This is a genomic window from Levilactobacillus hammesii DSM 16381, assembly GCF_001434395.1.
Lineage (GTDB): Bacteria > Bacillota > Bacilli > Lactobacillales > Lactobacillaceae > Levilactobacillus > Levilactobacillus hammesii.
The window spans coordinates 33,427-51,464 of sequence record NZ_AZFS01000007.1 but is presented as its reverse complement, the minus strand read 5'-3'; the positions used below and the strand labels follow the sequence as shown (position 1 = coordinate 51,464).

At 49.8% G+C, this 18,038-nt stretch carries 12 protein-coding genes; 2 read left to right on the top strand and 10 right to left on the bottom strand.

Features of this window, described 5'->3' with window-relative positions; translation table 11 throughout:
* Window positions 1–531 precede the first annotated feature (531 nt).
* From FD28_RS01015 to FD28_RS00980, 8 genes are all read right to left on the bottom strand, one after another.
* Entirely contained in the window at window positions 532–2,595 is a 2,064-nt protein-coding gene (locus tag FD28_RS01015; protein ID WP_057731708.1) for an LTA synthase family protein, read from the bottom strand.
* Window positions 2,596–2,738: 143 nt separating this feature from the next.
* The gene (locus FD28_RS01010; protein WP_020089680.1) at window positions 2,739–2,975 is read right to left on the bottom strand and encodes a YkuJ family protein; all 237 of its coding nucleotides are present in this window, start codon (window positions 2,973–2,975) and stop codon (window positions 2,739–2,741) included.
* Between the two features lie 85 nt (window positions 2,976–3,060).
* The gene (locus tag FD28_RS01005; protein ID WP_057731705.1) at window positions 3,061–4,086 is read right to left on the bottom strand and encodes a lysylphosphatidylglycerol synthase transmembrane domain-containing protein; all 1,026 of its coding nucleotides are present in this window, start codon (window positions 4,084–4,086) and stop codon (window positions 3,061–3,063) included.
* Between the two features lie 5 nt (window positions 4,087–4,091).
* Window positions 4,092–5,114 (bottom strand): glycosyltransferase family 4 protein, encoded by a 1,023-nt coding sequence (locus FD28_RS01000; RefSeq protein WP_057731703.1) that lies wholly within the window; start codon window positions 5,112–5,114, stop codon window positions 4,092–4,094.
* Between the two features lie 12 nt (window positions 5,115–5,126).
* The gene (locus tag FD28_RS00995) at window positions 5,127–6,305 is read right to left on the bottom strand and encodes a glycosyltransferase family 4 protein (protein ID WP_057731700.1); all 1,179 of its coding nucleotides are present in this window, start codon (window positions 6,303–6,305) and stop codon (window positions 5,127–5,129) included.
* Between the two features lie 273 nt (window positions 6,306–6,578).
* Entirely contained in the window at window positions 6,579–8,309 is a 1,731-nt protein-coding gene (ptsP, locus tag FD28_RS00990; RefSeq protein WP_057731698.1) for a phosphoenolpyruvate--protein phosphotransferase, read from the bottom strand.
* Window positions 8,309–8,575, bottom strand: a complete 267-nt coding sequence (locus tag FD28_RS00985; RefSeq protein ID WP_057731695.1) for a phosphocarrier protein HPr — start codon at window positions 8,573–8,575, stop codon at window positions 8,309–8,311. Before FD28_RS00985 ends, ptsP begins: the two co-directional genes overlap by 1 nt.
* 168 nt (window positions 8,576–8,743) lie before the next feature.
* Complete coding sequence (locus FD28_RS00980) at window positions 8,744–8,944, bottom strand: hypothetical protein (protein WP_057731691.1); 201 nt, start codon at window positions 8,942–8,944, stop codon at window positions 8,744–8,746.
* A 359-nt stretch (window positions 8,945–9,303) separates the two neighbouring features.
* Between FD28_RS00980 and FD28_RS00975 the strand changes: the two genes are divergently transcribed.
* Both FD28_RS00975 and FD28_RS00970 read left to right on the top strand, forming a co-directional pair.
* Window positions 9,304–11,547, top strand: coding sequence for an ATP-dependent Clp protease ATP-binding subunit (locus FD28_RS00975; RefSeq protein WP_057731688.1), 2,244 nt, complete (start codon window positions 9,304–9,306; stop codon window positions 11,545–11,547).
* Between the two features lie 216 nt (window positions 11,548–11,763).
* Window positions 11,764–12,858: a MucBP domain-containing protein gene (locus FD28_RS00970; protein ID WP_057731686.1), complete on the top strand. Its 1,095-nt coding sequence runs from the start codon at window positions 11,764–11,766 to the stop codon at window positions 12,856–12,858.
* Between the two features lie 588 nt (window positions 12,859–13,446).
* Here FD28_RS00970 and asnS read toward each other — a convergent pair.
* Both asnS and FD28_RS00960 read right to left on the bottom strand, forming a co-directional pair.
* Window positions 13,447–14,838 (bottom strand): asparagine--tRNA ligase, encoded by a 1,392-nt coding sequence (asnS, locus tag FD28_RS00965; protein ID WP_057731683.1) that lies wholly within the window; start codon window positions 14,836–14,838, stop codon window positions 13,447–13,449.
* A gap of 412 nt (window positions 14,839–15,250) precedes the next feature.
* Window positions 15,251–17,860, bottom strand: a complete 2,610-nt coding sequence (locus tag FD28_RS00960) for a cation-translocating P-type ATPase (protein ID WP_057731678.1) — start codon at window positions 17,858–17,860, stop codon at window positions 15,251–15,253.
* Window positions 17,861–18,038 lie beyond the last annotated feature (178 nt).

Here is an 18,038-nt window from a genome sequence, read left to right as displayed (position 1 = left end):
ACCGCCCTACACATATTTGGTTTGTCGAAACAATGTTCAGTTTTCAAAGGTCTACCAAGTTATCAGTGAAGCACTTGCTCCGTGACAACTTTTAAAGTATATCATGTCGTCAAATTACTGTCAACCGATTTTTTCAATATATTTTGAATAAATATTGAATTTTTGAAGCTCGGTTGAATAAATATTCTCAACAACGATTACTACTATATCAATTATCAATCAGACCGTCAAGCCTTTTTTTAAATTAATTATTTTGCAGCAATTCGTTGCCGTTACAATGTTTGTCCTGTAATTGACAACAGAAAATAGTTTACCAATATCTGAGACTATGGTCAAGTAAAAAATGAATATTTACTGAAATTTGTTTGCGGATTAACGCTCATCCCCGGTCTTACAGCGTTTTAAAGCTGCAAAAATACCCAATCCGATCGTGGAATTCCCCTACGCTTGCAAAAGTGGTCTAGGTCATACGTCCAACACAAGCGTATCAAAAAAGTCGCAACCACACCATTGTGGTCGCGACTCTCTTAATTACTTCAATTCTGGTGCATCCGTCTTATACTTAGAGACCGTGCTCTTACCGTTATTTTTGGCCAGAACGCTCGTCTTTTCAGACTTCTCTGCATCACCCAGCTTCTCCATTGCTGGTTTCAGCTTATAAGTGAATGAAGACTTATCGACCTTCTTAAAGTTCTTCGGTGTGTAGAAACGTAGCAGATCGCCATAGATCACCCGATCGGACAGTGAGAGCTCCGTAGTCACGTGATTTTGAATCTTGGCCACTGCCTTCTTTTGTGCGGCCGTTAAAGACAAGACTTCTCCCGTCTTCGTGTCGTAAACCGTGCCACCAATCTTCATATACTTAGGTGAAACAAAGTTACCATCTCGGAACGCAACCGTCTGATTACGATTCTTCGCTAAAAGATCCTGTCCAAATTGGACCGTATCCGTGTTTTTAACCCCTAGCAGGTCCAGTAGGGTTGGTAAGACATCAATTTCGCCACCGTACGTATGGCTAATGCCCCCCTTCAGTCCATTTGCATGGATCATGAACGGTACCTTTTGGAATTGTGCGAGATCATAGCTCGTGATCTTATCTTTACCCAGCAACTGTGCAATTGCGGGTCGGTGATTGTTCGAGATACCGTAGTGATCCCCATAGGCAACAATCACACTGTTCTTATATAAGCCGACCTTCTTCAAGTAGGTCAGGAACTCAGCAAACGATTGATCGAGATAGTGCGCAGTCTGGACGTACGGGTCCACCGTCTTATCCCCGGTCTTCGTCGCTGGGAAGTCCGTATTCTTCTTATCTAACTCGTAAGGATAGTGGTTCGTCAACGTAATCAGCTTCGCATAGAACGGCTGTGGGAGTTGCTCAATATACTGTGCAGACTGCTTAAAGAAGATCTTATCCTTCAGGCCATAGCCGACACTATACCCCGGCTTCTCCGTATAGTAGCTCGAACTAAAGAAGTACTGATAGCCCCATGACTTGTAGGTATTGTCCCGGTTCCAAAAACTAGGGACATCCCCATGAAAGGCCGCCGTTGTATACCCCGCCTCTTGGCTTAAGATAGCCGGTGCCGCTTGGAACGTATTCTGAGTCCCATAGGTCGTCATAGCCGAGCCCTGTGGTAACCCAAACAACGAGTTTTCCAACATCATTTCAGCGTCAGAGGTCTTCCCTTGGGCCACTTGATTATAGAAGTTATCAAATGACAGGGTATTATTGTTATGGTAGAACTTATTCAGCGTAGGCGTAACCTCTTTCCCATCAACTTTATAGTCAATGAGGAACTGTTGGAAACTCTCCAGGTGAATAATAAAGACGTTCTTGCCCTTCTCCTTGCCATAGTACGACACATTTGGGCTAACCCGATTCTGCTTAAGATACTTCAGGACACTCTTCATATCCGAAGCATTGGCACTTGCCCGAGTTGCACTTTCCTTTTGCGTCTGATAGGCATTGAACGCGGCATACTCGTTAAGTCCCAAGTACTTCACGATATAGTTATTATCAAACGTCCGCGTCAACAGGCCAGAACGGTCCGCATTTGCCATCCCAAACTCAGCAAACATCAGCGCAAAGGATAACACCGTCAGTGAGAACGCATACCGGCGCTTAAATGGCCGGGCGTCAATTTTGATCACATGCGTAACCAGTAACACAATCAAGATTATAATATCGACATATACAAAGAAATCATATAAATGGGTGATCTGGGCTAAACTCTTCCCCAGGTTGTTACCGACCGAACTCGAGCCCTTCATGATCCCAAAGGATAAGAAATCGGAGAATTCACGGTAGTACACCACATTCGCAAAAATCCAAGTTGATTCCAATACATCGATAATCAACATCAACCAGTAAGCTAACCGCCCCCGGAAATATAGGGCGATCCCGAATACCAACAGGGCGGCCGGTAGTGGGTTAATCAGCAGTAAAAACTGTTGAACACTCCCCTTAGCACCTAACGTAAACTCGGTCTGATAGGCAATGTAAGTTTTTACCCAAAATAAAACGACGATTAACAGGAAAAAGCCCATCCGGGTGTTCAACCAGTTCGTCTTCCGCTTAAAAAAGTTCGCCATTACGACTGCCTCCACATAATAATTAACATCTCTCAAGTATAGCGGATATTGCGAGGTAATCAATCTGATTACAGAACCTTTGGAAAAAATTCAATCTTTCGCCATTATAAAAAAACAAAACTATGGCAGCCCATAGTTTTGTTTTAGTTATCCGTCAATAAATCAAAGAGTTCGATAGCAACTAAATCGATGTTATCAAATTCAAAAGTTGTTTCCGGATTGTGTTCAGTTAAGGTGTAGGTGTGCGTGGCTTGGTTAAAGACAACCGTTGCCTGCTCAACGCCCTCTTTTTCAAAACGACGGGGTTGTGGCTCGTCGGTGGCATCCTCTTGCATCGCCTTTAGGCGGTTGATGATGCCAATCAATTGAGATTCTTCCATGATTGGTCCCCTTTCTAGCTTTCCATAATGATTTTACCAAACTTAGCGCTCGATGACACGCCCTAATGCAAAAAACTCATGGATTTCATAAATCTGACTCTTCCGTGACCTTATCTGGTCGGATGACCATCGCCACCAAACCAGCCAGCATCCCAAAGTAATAGGTCAATAGCCGCCATAGAATCATGGCTAAGACGAGTTTACTATTAGAGGTAATATAACTCCTAAAGATCATTTCAAAGCTATATTCGGCTCCACCAGAGCCCCCTGGGATTGGAAACAGTGAAATCACCATCACAATCAGGATGTGGAAGCTCGTCACCATGACAATATTGGCCGTTGTATAGCCCAATGACAGCATGATGAAGTAGGGAATAAGGTAGTAAAACGCCAGTTGGAAGAACGTGATGACAAAGACCCGTAGCATCAGCTTTCCTTTTCCGCTAATCCGGACACTCTCCGCGTAGAACGAATCAATCTTACTATTCAGATTTGCTTCGATGCGGAGAAAACGTTCCGCCTTCATGAACCAGTGGAAGGGATAGAGCAGCACGCCCACCATCTTCTTGGTAAAAGAATACCAAAACATAATCATGAGCAGGCCCACAATAACCGCCAAGTGAATGGTGAAACCAAAGATCACTAGCCACGAGAGCGCGTGCAGTTTGTCCTGAATTTGCTGGAAACCAATCACCAGCGCAATAATAAAGTTGATCACAATCATCGATTGGTAGACCACAAACTTCATCAACAGGACGGAGCTGGCCTTCCCGGCATCCACCCCCGTCTGCATTAATGCGAACAACTGAGCGGGTTGCCCACCGGAAGAAAACGGCGTGATCCCGTTAAACAGTTGCTCCACCAACGGAATACGTACCGCATCTTTGAACGTGAACCCTTCGATACGATCGGAGATAAAAACCTTGACGATCCAGGCTTCTAAACCTAAATACAGTAGCATACATAAAATGGCGACCCCAAACCACCAGAAATTAATATGCACGAAATCATTGACCAGTACGGAGAACTTAATGTCACGGAGTGAATAAGCGAAAATGGCAATCCCCAAGAGTAACATTAAAGCTAGTACCCATTTATTTCGTCGTGACATTCAACTTACCCCTCTTTTGCTTGCTGCGTATAAAACTTCCGCCAAATCTCAGTGAGGTGTTCCTCAGAGTATCGATCCGCAGCGGCCAGGCTCTTTTCACGCCAGTGGGCCAAGGCTGCAGGATCATTCGGCAAGCTGTGTAGCTGTTCATTCATGTCATCATAGTCTTGTGCCGGTTGATAGTCCCCCGCAATGATGGCCTGATACAGATCCAAGTCACGTAGCAGTACCGGTGTTCCCGTGCTGAAGGCTTCCAACACGGACATCGGGAACAGTTCGTTAAATGAAGGCAGTAAGAAGAGATCTGCCAAGTCATAGTAATCAACCAGCTTATCTCGATCAACGATCCCTGGGAAGCTCAGGTTAGCAGGTGGATCATCGACCACCTTCTTCAGTTGTGCATAACCATCCGTCATCCGCCCAAAGGAAAAGCCCCCGGCCCAGATGAACTGAATTTGCGGATTGTTTCGTGCTAATTTGATGAAATCAAATAGTCCCTTCCGCTCTTGAATCTGGCCAATTCCCAGTACCGTAAACCGCTGGGGGTCGTAACCATATTTTTGCCGTAACGCCAGTTTTTGATCCTGATCAACCGGGTAAAATTCCTTTCGGCTCACAAAATTAGGAATGTACGTCACCCGTTCAGCCGGAATGCCGTAAGCCACGAGCTTAGGAATAAAGGTCGGGTTGACCACAACAATGTGGTCCATCCGGCGGTAAAACGCAATCACGTATTTATAAAAGAGTGACCGGAACGGTTGGGGAATCTTCAAACTTCCCTCCAACGTTTCCGGCAAAAAATGAACGTAACCAATCTTCCGGCCACGCCCCGGCAAAAAGGTTGAGAGGTAATAGGTGGGGTTAATCGTGTGGTAATGGGTCACATCAACCCGACCATACTTATTGACCGTCACCGTGAACTCATCCTTAAGCCGCGTTGCCAGTAGATTCATCAGTTCATTGTAAGCACTCCCCACGCCCTGTCCCTTAACGGAATCGGCCTTGGAGAACATGTTAATTTTTAGCATTCAATTGCTCCTCTAATCACTAAAGTCCGGGGTATCTTCATGCAGGGCCTCATAACTCGCCTGGGCATCCTGGTAGAACGAAATCACACGCTGACCAAAGGTGTCCGCGGAAATTTCAGACAGTTTACGCGCTAGCAAGTCTGGATCCTGCTCCTCATCACCATGCTTCAGATAATCGATGACGTTGGTCACCATCTCATCCTCCGTCTTAAAGGTGACGCCCAAGGTCCGCTTTGACAGCAGTTCGTCCGTATAAGGACTCGTCATCACGACAATCTTGGTTCCGGCCGCCATGGCTTCGATATACGTCAGCCCCTGCGACTCGGAATCGGACGACGATAGAAAGACGTTAGCCATGTGGTAATAACGGAAAACATCATTGTTATTCACCTGACCCGTAAACGTGACGTGATCCGTCAGCCCGGCATCCTGCACCTGTTGTTCGAGATCTTCCTTTGCCGGACCATCCCCCACAATCAGCAGTTGGGCATTAGGCACGCCCGCTAAAATCTTAGGCATTGCCGCGATGCTCTCTTTGATGTTCTTCTCATAGGCTAGCCGACTCAGCGATAGAATAACCGGTGTATCCGGCTGATACCCCAGCTCCCGCCGTAAGTTCGCCGTATCTGGTTGTTCATACTGATGCAAGTTAACCCCCGTGGGAATCACACGAATTGGGGCTTTGACCCCGTAATCAGTTAAGGTCGTCAACACTCGGTCACTCGGCGCCACCACCCCAGTGAGATGGTAACAGAAGGCCAGTGTCCCCTGCTTCACGTGAACGGGCTTCAGAATCTTCCCGTTGGCCACGTAGTGTAAGTAATCCTCGTACATCGTATGGTAGGTATGTAGACACGGAATTTCCAGATTCCGCGCCACAAACTTACCGATCCACCCCATTGAAAACTCCGTCTGGGTGTGGACGATATCCAGGTTTAATTCCTTGGCAATCTGATACGCCTGAAATAACCCCCGGACGGCAATCCGCCGTTCCGTAAACGAAACGAATGGAATGCTTGAGAAACGGAAGACATTCCGCTCATACACGTTTCGTTCAACATTCGGATCAGTCGTCGTAAAGATGTAAACCTGGTGCCCCTGTTTTTCCAATTGATCACGCAGCGTCTTAATAGACGTTGCTACCCCACTCACTTGAGGGAAATAGGTATCTGTAAATAAGCCAATGTTCATCGCCAATCCCCCTTGCGTCTGTGTTTGGCTAAAAGATTTAGAGCTTCGCTTTGTACAATCATCACAATTATATGGGTTTGACTAGGGGATTGCAAACCTCAACCGCTATCGCAAGAAAATCTCATCATTTGGCCATCGTTATCCCATTCTACTGGTGCCCAGTGTGCCTAGGCATCGGCAGTGACGAGCACCGCTGGTTGTCGGCCACCTGCCCTCGCTTAGAAGCCCATAAAAAAAGGACATCCCCATCAGGAAACGTCCTCATTCACGTTCTTATTTTAAGACACCCGGCACCGCCGCCTGCACCATAGTCACCACTTCTTGACTGGTGCTGGCCGAGTTAACCGTCGTCTCAGCTAATGAAGCCAACTCGTGGGCATCCAGCTGGCTGATCCGTTGCCGCGTCTTGAGAATCGACCCCGGCGCCATTGAGAATTCGTCAAGGCCCATTCCCAGAAGTAACGGCAAGGCAATGGGATCGCCGGCCATTTCGCCACACATGGCCACGGGAATGCCCGCAGCGTGTCCGGCCGAGATCACGTTATCAATCAGCCGCAGAATGGCCGGATGATACGGCTGGTACAGGTAGGCCACGTTTTGGTTGGTCCGATCGGCCGCTAAGGTATAGCCGATCAGATCATTGGTCCCAATACTCATGAAGTCAACCTCGTTGGCAAACCGATCGGCCAGCAATGCCGCCGCTGGCACCTCGACCATCATGCCCACCGCAATCTTCCCCATAGGGACCCGTTTAGCCGTCAGCTTAGACCGCTCATCGTCATAGATGGCCTTGGCCTGCCGCAACTCATCCAACGTTGCAATCATGGGAAACATAATGCTTAAGTGACCAAACGCCGACGCCCGAATCAGGGCCCGCAATTGGCTACGGAAGACCTGCTGGTGCGCGAGACTTTGGCGAATCGCACGAGCACCCATGAAGGGATTGGCCTCGCTTTGTGACGGTCGATAAGGTAGCGTCTTGTCGCCACCCACATCCAACGTCCGGATCACAACTGGCCGCGATCCTAGCGTCTCGAGCACTTGCCGATAGATAGCAAACTGTTCATCTTCCGTTGGTAGGTGCTGCGCATCCAGATAGAGAAATTCCGTTCGCAGCAAGCCAATACCCTCGGCACCACTCGCCATCACGCGGGGCAAATCCGTCACGGTTCCCATATTGGCTGCCAGGGTTACCCCCACACCATCCTGAGAGACCGTCTCATAATGCGTCAGCCGCTTCAAGCGCCGCTGATTTTTAACCCGCTGGGCCATGGTCTGCCGAGCAGCCGTCACTTCATCCGCAGTTGGGCCTACCATGACGTTACCCTGCGTCCCGTTGATCACAATCAGGTCGCCATCTGCCAACTCATGAGTTGCCGCCTGCGTTCCCACCACAGCGGGAATGTTCAACGACCGCGCCAAGATTGACGAATGTGAAGTTCGACCGCCGGCATCCGTGACAAACCCTAAGACCTGTTTGGGATTAACGGCAACCGCCTCACTAGCAATCAGATCATGGGTCACCACAATCACCGGATCGTTAACCAACGCCAGATCTGGTAAGGTTACCCCTAACAGATGAGCCGTCAACCGCTTGGCAACCGTTTGCCAATTTGTGAGTCGGTCCTGTAGATAGGGATTGTCGGCCAACTCGGCTAATTCATCTTCAACCGTTGAGGAGACCAGCGCAACCGCAAATTCCGCATTAACGTGCTGCTCACGGATGCGGGTTTCCACGTCTCCCACCAGATCCTGGTCCTTTAACATCGCCATTTGCGCAATAAAAACCTGGGCACGGTCAGCACCCAGGTTTTTATTTACACGAGTTTTTATCGTCTCAATCTCTGAGACGGTTGCTTCAAGGGCCTGATGGAAACGATTTAATTCGTAATCAAGATCAGTGATTGTCTGCTGTGACACGTGAAGGTCTGGTTCGTCCAATCGGTAGACCCGACCACAAGCCACCCCATCACTGGCAGCAATCCCCTTGAGCATCGTCTTCATTAGTCAGACAAACCCTCTTTAGTCATCGTTTCAGCAATGGCAGTCATTGCGTCAGCTTCATCATCACCGTCAGTCGTAATGGTGATGTCAGCGTTTTGGCCAACACCTAAAGACATAACACCCATGATAGACTTCAAGTTAACGGACTTGTCTTGGTACTGCAAGCTAACTTCAGAACTGAACTTACTTGCTGATTGTACTAATAAAGTAGCTGGACGTGCATGAATACCCGTTTCTGCTGTAACATGAAATTCGCGTTTTTCCATAATTGATCGATCTCCTTTAAGCTTAGGTTGACTACTTACCGAACGCAGCTCGCCTTGACCTTGCGCATTGGCCAAACAACCATTCAACGAGTCACGCCTACCTACTAAGAATATCAATCTAAGCGGTAAATTACAAGTTATACATGAACCGCTTTCATCAAAAAATCATTATTCGCCGTCATTTCCGGCGTCATGATCGTAGTGATACGTGAGTTTTCCATTCTTATCCGCCTGACCAACCACGCGTTTTCGTGTCTCAAACGCCATGAAGGCTTTTTGAAAAGCGGGAAAGTCTGCTGGTGTCACTTCAAACTGATCAATCTTTTTATCCTTCAGCTGATTCATTAAGTCCGTAAAATCTCGATCCACGTTATTTCTCTCCCTACTTTATGTTGACTAAGGCCATGCGTTGGACGACCAGATTCTCACCCTGCCCATCTAGGCCATTCTCCTTTATCTTACGGGCAAACTTGGTGTTGGTCAAAGCTTTTTCCAAACTTTTTTCAAATTTGGAAGGGTCATTTTAGCATTCTATTGACTAGAGTGCTAAAATGTAGTCGTTCGCTGGAAATCCCCTGCCATACCGCGTCTTTATCGGGCAAACAAATTACTTGCACGGTCAGCTGAACGCGGTATAATGTGGTCAATGGTCAAGAAAGGTCAAACACCTTTTGAAGATCCAGTGGGTATTTCCCACGAGAACTCCAGGCAAGAAAGGAGACGACAAGATGCTATGTCAAAATTGCCACCGCAATGAAGCAACGATTCACCTTTACATGAGTGTAAATGGGCAGCGGCAACAAGTTGACCTATGCCAAAATTGTTACCAGCTGCTAAAGCAACAGCAATCAAACGATTCTGGAAATGGAGGTGGCCGTATGGCACAAGATCCATTCGGCTTTAATAACCTGGATGATATTTTCCGGGCAATGCAAGGTGGCGACAACAACCAAGCTAATTTCCGTCAAGCTTCCGGTCAGGGTCAGCCTACCCAGCCTTCTGGCAACCAGGGCGGTTCAGGTAATGGCTTACTCAGTCAGTACGGTCTGAACCTCACCCAGTTGGCAAAGGATGGTAAGGTCGATCCCGTTATTGGGCGTGACAAGGAAACAGCGCAAGTCATCGAAATCCTTAACCGCCGGACGAAGAACAACCCCGTTTTAATTGGGGAAGCCGGTGTTGGGAAGACGGCGGTCGTTGAAGGCCTTGCGGAACGGATTGTCGAAGGCAACGTTCCTCAAAAGCTCGCTAACAAACAGATTATTCGCTTAGACGTTGTCTCATTGGTTCAAGGCACCGGAATTCGGGGCCAATTTGAGCAACGGATGCAACAGTTAATGAAGGAAGTTCAGGCTAATCCCGACATCATCCTCTTCATCGATGAAATTCATGAAATCATGGGTGCCGGTAACGCTGAGGGTGGCATGGATGCTGGTAACGTGTTAAAGCCAGCCCTCGCCCGTGGTGATTTTCAATTGATCGGGGCAACCACGTTGAGTGAGTACCGCGATATTGAAAAGGACCAAGCGTTGGCACGGCGGTTCCAACCCGTTACGGTTGATGAACCCAGTGCTGATGAAGCCATTAAGATTTTAAAGGGTATTCAGAAGAAATACGAGGACTACCACCACGTTCACTACACGGATGAGGCCATTGAAGCGGCCGTTCGCCTATCCGATCGGTACATCCAAGACCGGTTCTTACCCGACAAGGCCATTGACCTGTTGGATGAAGCCGGGTCGCGGAAGAACTTGACCATCAACATCGCTGATCCTAAGGCCATCGATGAAAAGATTAAGTCCGCTGAAAGTCAAAAGCAGGCCGCTTTGAAGCAGGAAGACTACGAAAAAGCCGCCTACTACCGTGACCAAGTAACCAAGCTGGAAAAGTCTAAAGAAAATGCCAAGGATGCCGACCAAAATGCCTCAGCTGAGGTGACGGTCAAGGACATGCAAGACATTGTTGAGGAAAAGACCAGCATTCCAGTCGGTGAATTACAGGCTAAGGAACAACATCAACTGAAGAGTCTCGGCTCTGATTTGGAAAAGCATGTCATCGGCCAAAACGAAGCCGTTGACAAGGTTGCCCGGGCCATTCGCCGGAACCGGATTGGTTTGAATGGGACGGGTCGCCCAATCGGGTCCTTCCTGTTCGTTGGTCCAACCGGTGTTGGGAAGACGGAATTGGCCAAGCAATTAGCCAATGAACTCTTTGGCTCAGCGGATGCAATGGTTCGGTTCGACATGTCCGAGTACATGGAGCCGCATTCCATTTCTAAGCTGATCGGGTCACCACCTGGCTATGTTGGCTATGAAGAAGCCGGTCAACTCACTGAGCAAGTTCGGCGTCATCCTTACACGCTGATCCTGTTGGATGAAATTGAAAAGGCCCACCCCGACGTCATGAACATGTTCTTACAAATTCTTGACGACGGTCGGTTGACCGATTCTCAAGGCCGGACCGTTTCCTTCAAGGATACGCTGATCATCATGACCAGTAACGCCGGTACCGGTGATGCTGAAGCCAACGTTGGTTTCGGTGCCGCTGCTGAAGGAACGACCCACTCCGTCTTGGGGAATTTGACCAACTACTTCAAGCCGGAATTTCTGAACCGGTTCGATGACATCATTGAGTTTAACTCATTGAGCAAGGATAATCTGATGCACATCGTTGATCTCATGATCGATGACGTTAATCAGATGCTGGCCGGTCAAGGCCTCCACATCCACGTCACGGAACCCGTTGAAGAACAACTCGTGCAGAAGGGTTACAATCCAACCATGGGGGCACGGCCGTTGCGTCGGGTCATTCAAGAAGAGATTGAGGACCGGATTGCCGACTTTTACCTGGACCACGCGGACGTTAAGAATCTCGTGGCTAAGATCGAAGACGGTAAGATCACGTTGGCTGCTGACAATGAAGCCAATTCAGCGACAGCGACAACCGACGCCTCTGATTCAAACGACAACTAAAAGACGTTTTGTAGGTGTCCAACCAGCAATGGTGGGACACCTTTTTTATTGTCAAAACACATCGTCATTGTCCCCTTTTCTCTGCGAATGTGACCGCTCTCTTCACGACAACCGTCATTCTTTTCCCATCTTGAAAATCCGATAGCGTTCACAGGTTGGCGTAGCGGGTAAAAATGGTATACTAGATTTTAAAGGAAACTTCTGGAGGTGAATGGCATGGCATTTTTTGACTGGTTACGACGTTTGATTGAACCCAAGCCCCGGCGCGAGACTGTCCCGCAGCCGGTGGCTGTTCGCCGTCGCCCCAGCGTACCGGTGGCGCCCTCCGAACCGGTCAAGCCTAGCCAACCGGCAAGCACAGCACCCGTGCTAACGGATCCAGCCATCACCTTGCACCAACCAGCCCAGTCGGCCCAAGAACCGACAGCGACCCTCGTTGTCCGGCTAGTCGACGAGCACAACCAGGCCTTACAGCCAGCTTTGGTCATCACTGGTGCCCTAAATACACCAGTCAATTACCATCTCCCTAAGATTCCAGGATATGCCCTATCACGCATTCATGGTTTTACCCAAGACTTTATCAGCGAATACGGCCTAACGACGGCTATCTATCGGCGGCTACTGGGTAAGCCCATCATTGGCTACCTAGTGGACTTTGATTCCGGGCGCCTTCTAGAGCTCCCGCAAATCCATCGGGGAAAGCTGGGATTAAACTACAGCCTGACCCCACCTACTGTCGCGGGTTATCACATCTTTCAGGCACAGGGTCCTCAGCGTGGCACCTTTAGCCATCAGGCCAAACGCGTCGTTTACTTCTACCGGCGGGACAGCTGGGAAACCGTCCAACGCGTGCATCAGTACGTCTTCTTACAGGCTGATCATCACGTTTACGATGAACCTAACGGTAACGACTATGGTTACCAATTCCCTGCCGATTCTCTCTGGCGGTTGTTCATGGTGATTACCTTGACGGATGGCGGTGTTTGGTGCAACCTGGGCGGTAACCAATGGCTCAATGCGACTGACACGGTTCGGCGTGAACATCAGCTGGCCCACCCCGCCTTACCACAAAAGCGACTCTGGCAGCCAGAACCTTTCGACCGGCTAGGGTCAGTGGATTACGTTCCGGGTTCAGCGGTTTCCATCTACACCGAACCTTACGGCGAGACGGCCGGCCAGTTGGCGCATGGTGAATCCCTGGAAATCCGGGGCCGGATTGTGGATGACCAACAGTTGACCTGGTACCAGATTGGGCCAGAGGCCTACATCAACGCCCGCTATGCGCGGCTGGTACCCACGAATACCATTTAAATCTTACGCAAATAGGCTTCTAAGCAATCATCACGACTGCTTAGAAGCCTATTTTAGCTTTAAATCAATATTTCATTCAAAATGAAACTGCGTGCTCCGGCCGCCTCCGGCTGTCAGGGATTCCACCTGCTGTGGGGCCGCTCCAGCCAAAGAGCGGGCTTCCGACTCGCTTTTAAGCCGTGAAGTTCACACGTCTTAAAAGACGTCCCATGGCCTAAGCTGGTAAAAGACACCAGCTAACGCCATCGACACAGCTGGCTCCATCCCTGACCTCCTGCGGCTAAACACACTACTTTGCCATGAGTCACGGTTACGTCAACCAACCTGACAATACCTGTTCTCCGCAAACACGCCGTTCATGCCACCATCAGAGCCGTGAGGCTGACAGATATGGGCTCAGGCGCGTCGTTCTACTTAGTTAGTGGGTGTCTTTCCCACTAGCTTAGTAGAAGACCAAGCTTGTAGACTCGGGTCTTTCGAGGCTTCAAGTTGTGTCCGCACCGTTCCAGCCCATATCTGCCAGCCGGTAAGGCGCCAGGCACGACTAAACCCGATCAGTATGGACTCACTGTATGGCCAGTGTTTCATTTAGAATTCGGCGTTACCTGGTGTCCGTGGGTAAGGGATCACGTCGCGGATGTTTTCCATCCCCGTGACGTACATCAGTAACCGTTCGAACCCGATACCGTAGCCAGAGTGCTTGGTTTCGCCGTACTTACGCAGATCCAAGTACCATTGGTATTCTTCTTGTGGCAAGTGGTTGTCCTTGATCTTCTTAGCCATTTCAGCCTGACGTTCCTCACGTTGGCTTCCACCAATCAGTTCCCCAATCCGTGGAACCAGTAAGTCAGCGGCCGCAACCGTCTTGCCATCTGCGTTATCACGCATGTAGAAAGCCTTGATTTCCTTAGGATAGTCCGTCAGGAAGGTTGGGCGTTTGTAGATTTGTTCACACAAGTAGCGTTCGTGTTCAGCTTGTAAGTCAAGACCCCAGTATACGGGAACGTCGAACTTAACAGGTGCCTCTTTCAAAAGCTCAATCGCCTTCGTGTAGGTAATCTGCGCGAATTTCTCGCTGGTCGTTTGGTGAAGACGGTTCAATAAATCTTCATCAACTGCGCCATTCAAGAATTCCAACTCGTCCTTGGCATGCTTTAACAGATATTCCACAACGTGCTTTAACAAACCCTCGGATTCGTTGATCACGTCTTGCAGGTCAGCAAAAGCCATTTCTGGTTCGATCATCCAGAATTCTGAGGCGTGCCGTGCCGTATGGGAGTTTTCAGCCCGGAAGGTTGGCCCGAAGGTATAAACGTTCCGTAAGGCTAAGGCAAAAGCTTCAACTGGGAGTTGACCACTAACCGTCAAGTTGGTTTCCTTCTTGAAGAAGTCTTGGCTATCATCAACCTTGCCATCGTCAGTCTTAGGCAGGTTATTCATGTCCAACGTGGTTACCCGGAACATTTCCCCAGCGCCTTCGCTATCACTACTGGTAATGATCGGCGTGTTCACGTAGGTGAAATCATGTTCTTGCAGGTATTGGTGGATAGCAAAGGCCGTCAATGACCGAATCCGGAAAACCGCATAGAAGGTGTTGGTCCGTGGCCGCAAGTGTGCCATCGTCCGTAAGTACTCGTAGGAGTGCTTCTTCTTTTGCAGGGGGTAATCATTGTCAGAGGCCCCTTCCAGCACAACTTCTTCGGCGTGAATTTCAAAAGGTTGTTTGGCATCCGGCGTGTAAACAACCGTCCCCACGACCTTGATCGTTGAGCTCAAAGGCAACTTCGTCATTTCATCGTAATTTTCCAAGTCACTCTTCATCACGATCTGGGCGTTCTTCAAGCAAGACCCATCGTTTAATTCAATAAAGCCAACGCGCTTAGAACCCCGCACGGTCTTCACCCAACCGTGTAAGACGACTTGTTCGTCTTCGGCAAATTGACGATCACTAAATAAATCTTTTACTAAAACTTCTGTCATCATATTCTCCTTCTGTGGACCCATAAAAAAAGACCCATCATCCCTAATTACTAGGGACGAAAGATCTTTCCGCGGTACCACCCAAATTGTTTTTAATACAAAACCAACTTTAAACTAGCGTACGAACATACGCTCCGGTTGATAACGTGTCGGTCACGGCGCGGCCTACTCTTCGAAATTTCAGCCTGCAACGAAGACGGGGTTATCCCAATTGGACGCATCGCTAAGCTTGCACTACCCTTAGCTCGCTGGACATGTGTTGCCAATTTGGCGTTGTCCGTCTCTATTGTTTTTAGATTTATGCAACTGTTGTCAGAGTATCACAAGTTGGCATCGCATACAACTAGAATTTCGCGAATAACGGGTCACGAGGCCCGTTTCAGCGTGGTTCCTACCAAATTTGACCTGCCGATTAATCTTCTAATAAACGCGTGGTCTGCAACTGGCGACGTTGTCCCCAACGCTTCTTCAACTCCAGGACAGCCGTTGGGACGAATACCCCGACGGCGACTACCGCCCAGGCACTCAGCGGTAAGGTCACGAGGCCAAAGATGCCCTGCAGACCCGGTACGACCGCAACCACAATCAGCAAGCCAATCATCACGAATAGCGCTTGGTTGAGGCGCGGGTTACGTTTAAGACTGGCCCAAGTCAACGGCTGGCGGTCCTTGATCGCGTAGATATCGATCATGGAACCAATGGCCAGGATGAGGAACGTCACCGTCATGCCGATGGCCGGCTGATTAGCCGAGAGGACAAAGCGGCCCAAGCCATAGGCACCGAGTGTCAGAAGCGTGAAGGTCACGGCCCGAGTCGCTAACCGACCCCCGAGGCCCCGAGCAAACAGGCTCTCGTCGTTGGCTACCGGTGGCTGCTTCATCGCTGCCTTCTCGCCTGGCTCACGGCTCAGGTAGAAGCCCGGAATCCCATCCGCTAAGACGTTGATCAAGAGGAGCTGTTCTGCCAATAGCGGCGCTCCCCAGCCCATGAGCACGGCCCCGACCATCAGGAAGATCTGCGCGAAGTTGACTCCCACCAGGAACTCCACGGCTTTTAGAATGTTTTGGTAGACGGTCCGGCCTTCCTTAACGGCCGAAATGATCGTGGCAAAATTATCATCCGTCAAGACCATATCCGCCGCGCTCTTGGACACTTCCGTCCCGGTAATTCCCATGGCGATGCCGACATCGGCGGCCTTAAGTGCCGGCGCATCATTCACGCCATCACCCGTCATGGCCACCGTTGCGCCCGTCTTCTGCCAAGCCTGGACAATCCGAATCTTATCGGTTGGCGAGACGCGAGCATAGACGGCAACTTGCTTAATCTGCGCCGCTAATTCTGCGTCCGTTAGTGTTCGCAATTCATCACCCGACATTACCAATTGCCCTGGTGACAATAGTTCAATTTCCTTCGCAATGGCCTCGGCCGTCACCATGTGATCACCCGTAATCATAATCGGTTTGATGCCAGCGGCTTTGGCCTCACGAATTGCCGTAATCACTTCCGGCCGTGGTGGATCAATCATCCCCACAAGACCGGCGAAGGTCAGACCTTGTGTGAGCATCTCCCAGTTCACATCCGTTCCCGCCGGAACCACCTTATAACCGACCGCTAGAACCCGCAGCGCTTGTTGGCCGAACGCATCATGGATTTGCTTCGCCTGTTCAAAACCACCGGCCGGCCAAGCTACGGGTAAACGATCAAAGGCCCCTTTAACCACGACTAAGCGGCGACCATCTTTCAGCTGGTGCAACGTAGCCATCGTTTTCTTGGTGGAATCAAATGGATTTTCCGCTAACCGGGGCGCACTTTCCTCAAAGCCCTTGCGGCTGGCCGCGTTCTTCGCTAACCACCGGACAATCGCCAGTTCGGTCGGGTCCCCAACCGTCTCTTCTTCGCCGTTCACCGTTTGGATCTCGGCATTGGTCGCCAGACCCAGGTAACGCATTAACTCACGGCCATCATGGGTGAGTTCAGAAGCCGCCTGCGCCGTTGGGGATTGCGGCGTCCAGTAGCGGGTAATCGTCATCTGATTTTGCGTCAACGTCCCCGTCTTGTCAGAGGCAATCACGTCAACGCCACCAATCGTTTCCACGGCATTGACCCGGCGCATAATGGCATTGCGTTTCGCCATTCGTTTCACCCCGTGGGCCAGACTGATGGTCACGATGATCGGCAACGTTTCCGGCACGGCCGCCACGGCCAGGGAGATTCCAATCATCAGGCTATCCGCGAGGCCCTGATTTTGCATCCAGATACTCAGCGCGAAGATGGCCATTCCTCCCATTACCGCAAAGGCCGTCAACCATCCCGACAGGCGGTTCAACCGTCCCTGCAAGGGCGTTGCCCGTTTTTTCGTTTTATTCAGGAGCCCCGCAATCTGGCCCAGTTCCGTGGCCATCCCCGTCGTCACCACCTGGATCACGGCCGTTCCTGCGGTCACCGCTGTTCCCGAGAAGACCTGCTGATCGGCCTTAAGCCCCGTCAGCTTCTGCAAAGCCACTTTATCGACCGGAACACTTTCACCCGTCAGTACGGCTTCATCCACCGCTAAATTTGTACCAGATAGGACAATTCCATCGGCGGGAACCTGGTCACCGGCCTTGAGTAAGACTAAGTCTCCGGGAACCACATCCTTAGCGTCAATCGACTGGGCAATGTCTTCTCGACGAACCGTCGTTGTGGGTAGGCTCATCGACTGGAGCGCCGCCAGTGCTTTTTCGGCCGAGGCCTCCTGGTACATCCCGATTATCACATTGATCACCAGAATGGCCCCAATCACGATGGATTTGGTCCAACCCCCACCCTGAAATAGGGCCATATAGCTGGCCAGGCCGACCGCAAACAATAAGACCAGCGAGGAAACGTCGGCCAAATGGTGCCCAATTTGACGCCAAATAGAGGCTTTTTTGGCTGCGACCAATTGGTTACTCCCATATTGGTTCAAACGCTGACTGGCCTCTTGCGTGGTCAGACCCTGCTGTGCGGTTAACTTTAAGTTTGTCATCTCTTTTCTCTTCATAAGTCGCTCCTCCATTGAATAAATAAATTATCATTTCAATTACTATAATCTTATTAAACCGTAAATATTTGGTCAGACTACGGGGGAAATGTGAAGAAAAATCGAACATTGTATTTTCTATTAACAGCATGTTCGTTTTCACCGACCATTCACTGTTGCCCTTTAGCAGTTTCCTGCT

Excerpts from the sequence above, each read along its gene's own strand:
- FD28_RS01015 (WP_057731708.1), bottom strand. The coding sequence starts at position 2,595 with ATGGCGAACTTTTTTAAGCGGAAGACGAACTGGTTGAACACCCGGATG.
- FD28_RS01010 (WP_020089680.1), bottom strand. The coding sequence starts at position 2,975 with ATGGAAGAATCTCAATTGATTGGCATCATCAACCGCCTAAAGGCGATG.
- FD28_RS01005 (WP_057731705.1), bottom strand. The coding sequence starts at position 4,086 with ATGTCACGACGAAATAAATGGGTACTAGCTTTAATGTTACTCTTGGGG.
- FD28_RS01000 (WP_057731703.1), bottom strand. The coding sequence starts at position 5,114 with ATGCTAAAAATTAACATGTTCTCCAAGGCCGATTCCGTTAAGGGACAG.
- FD28_RS00995 (WP_057731700.1), bottom strand. The coding sequence starts at position 6,305 with ATGAACATTGGCTTATTTACAGATACCTATTTCCCTCAAGTGAGTGGG.
- ptsP (WP_057731698.1), bottom strand. The coding sequence starts at position 8,309 with ATGAAGACGATGCTCAAGGGGATTGCTGCCAGTGATGGGGTGGCTTGT.
- FD28_RS00985 (WP_057731695.1), bottom strand. The coding sequence starts at position 8,575 with ATGGAAAAACGCGAATTTCATGTTACAGCAGAAACGGGTATTCATGCA.
- FD28_RS00975 (WP_057731688.1), top strand. The coding sequence starts at position 9,304 with ATGCTATGTCAAAATTGCCACCGCAATGAAGCAACGATTCACCTTTAC.
- FD28_RS00970 (WP_057731686.1), top strand. The coding sequence starts at position 11,764 with ATGGCATTTTTTGACTGGTTACGACGTTTGATTGAACCCAAGCCCCGG.
- asnS (WP_057731683.1), bottom strand. The coding sequence starts at position 14,838 with ATGACAGAAGTTTTAGTAAAAGATTTATTTAGTGATCGTCAATTTGCC.
- FD28_RS00960 (WP_057731678.1), bottom strand. The coding sequence starts at position 17,860 with ATGAAGAGAAAAGAGATGACAAACTTAAAGTTAACCGCACAGCAGGGT.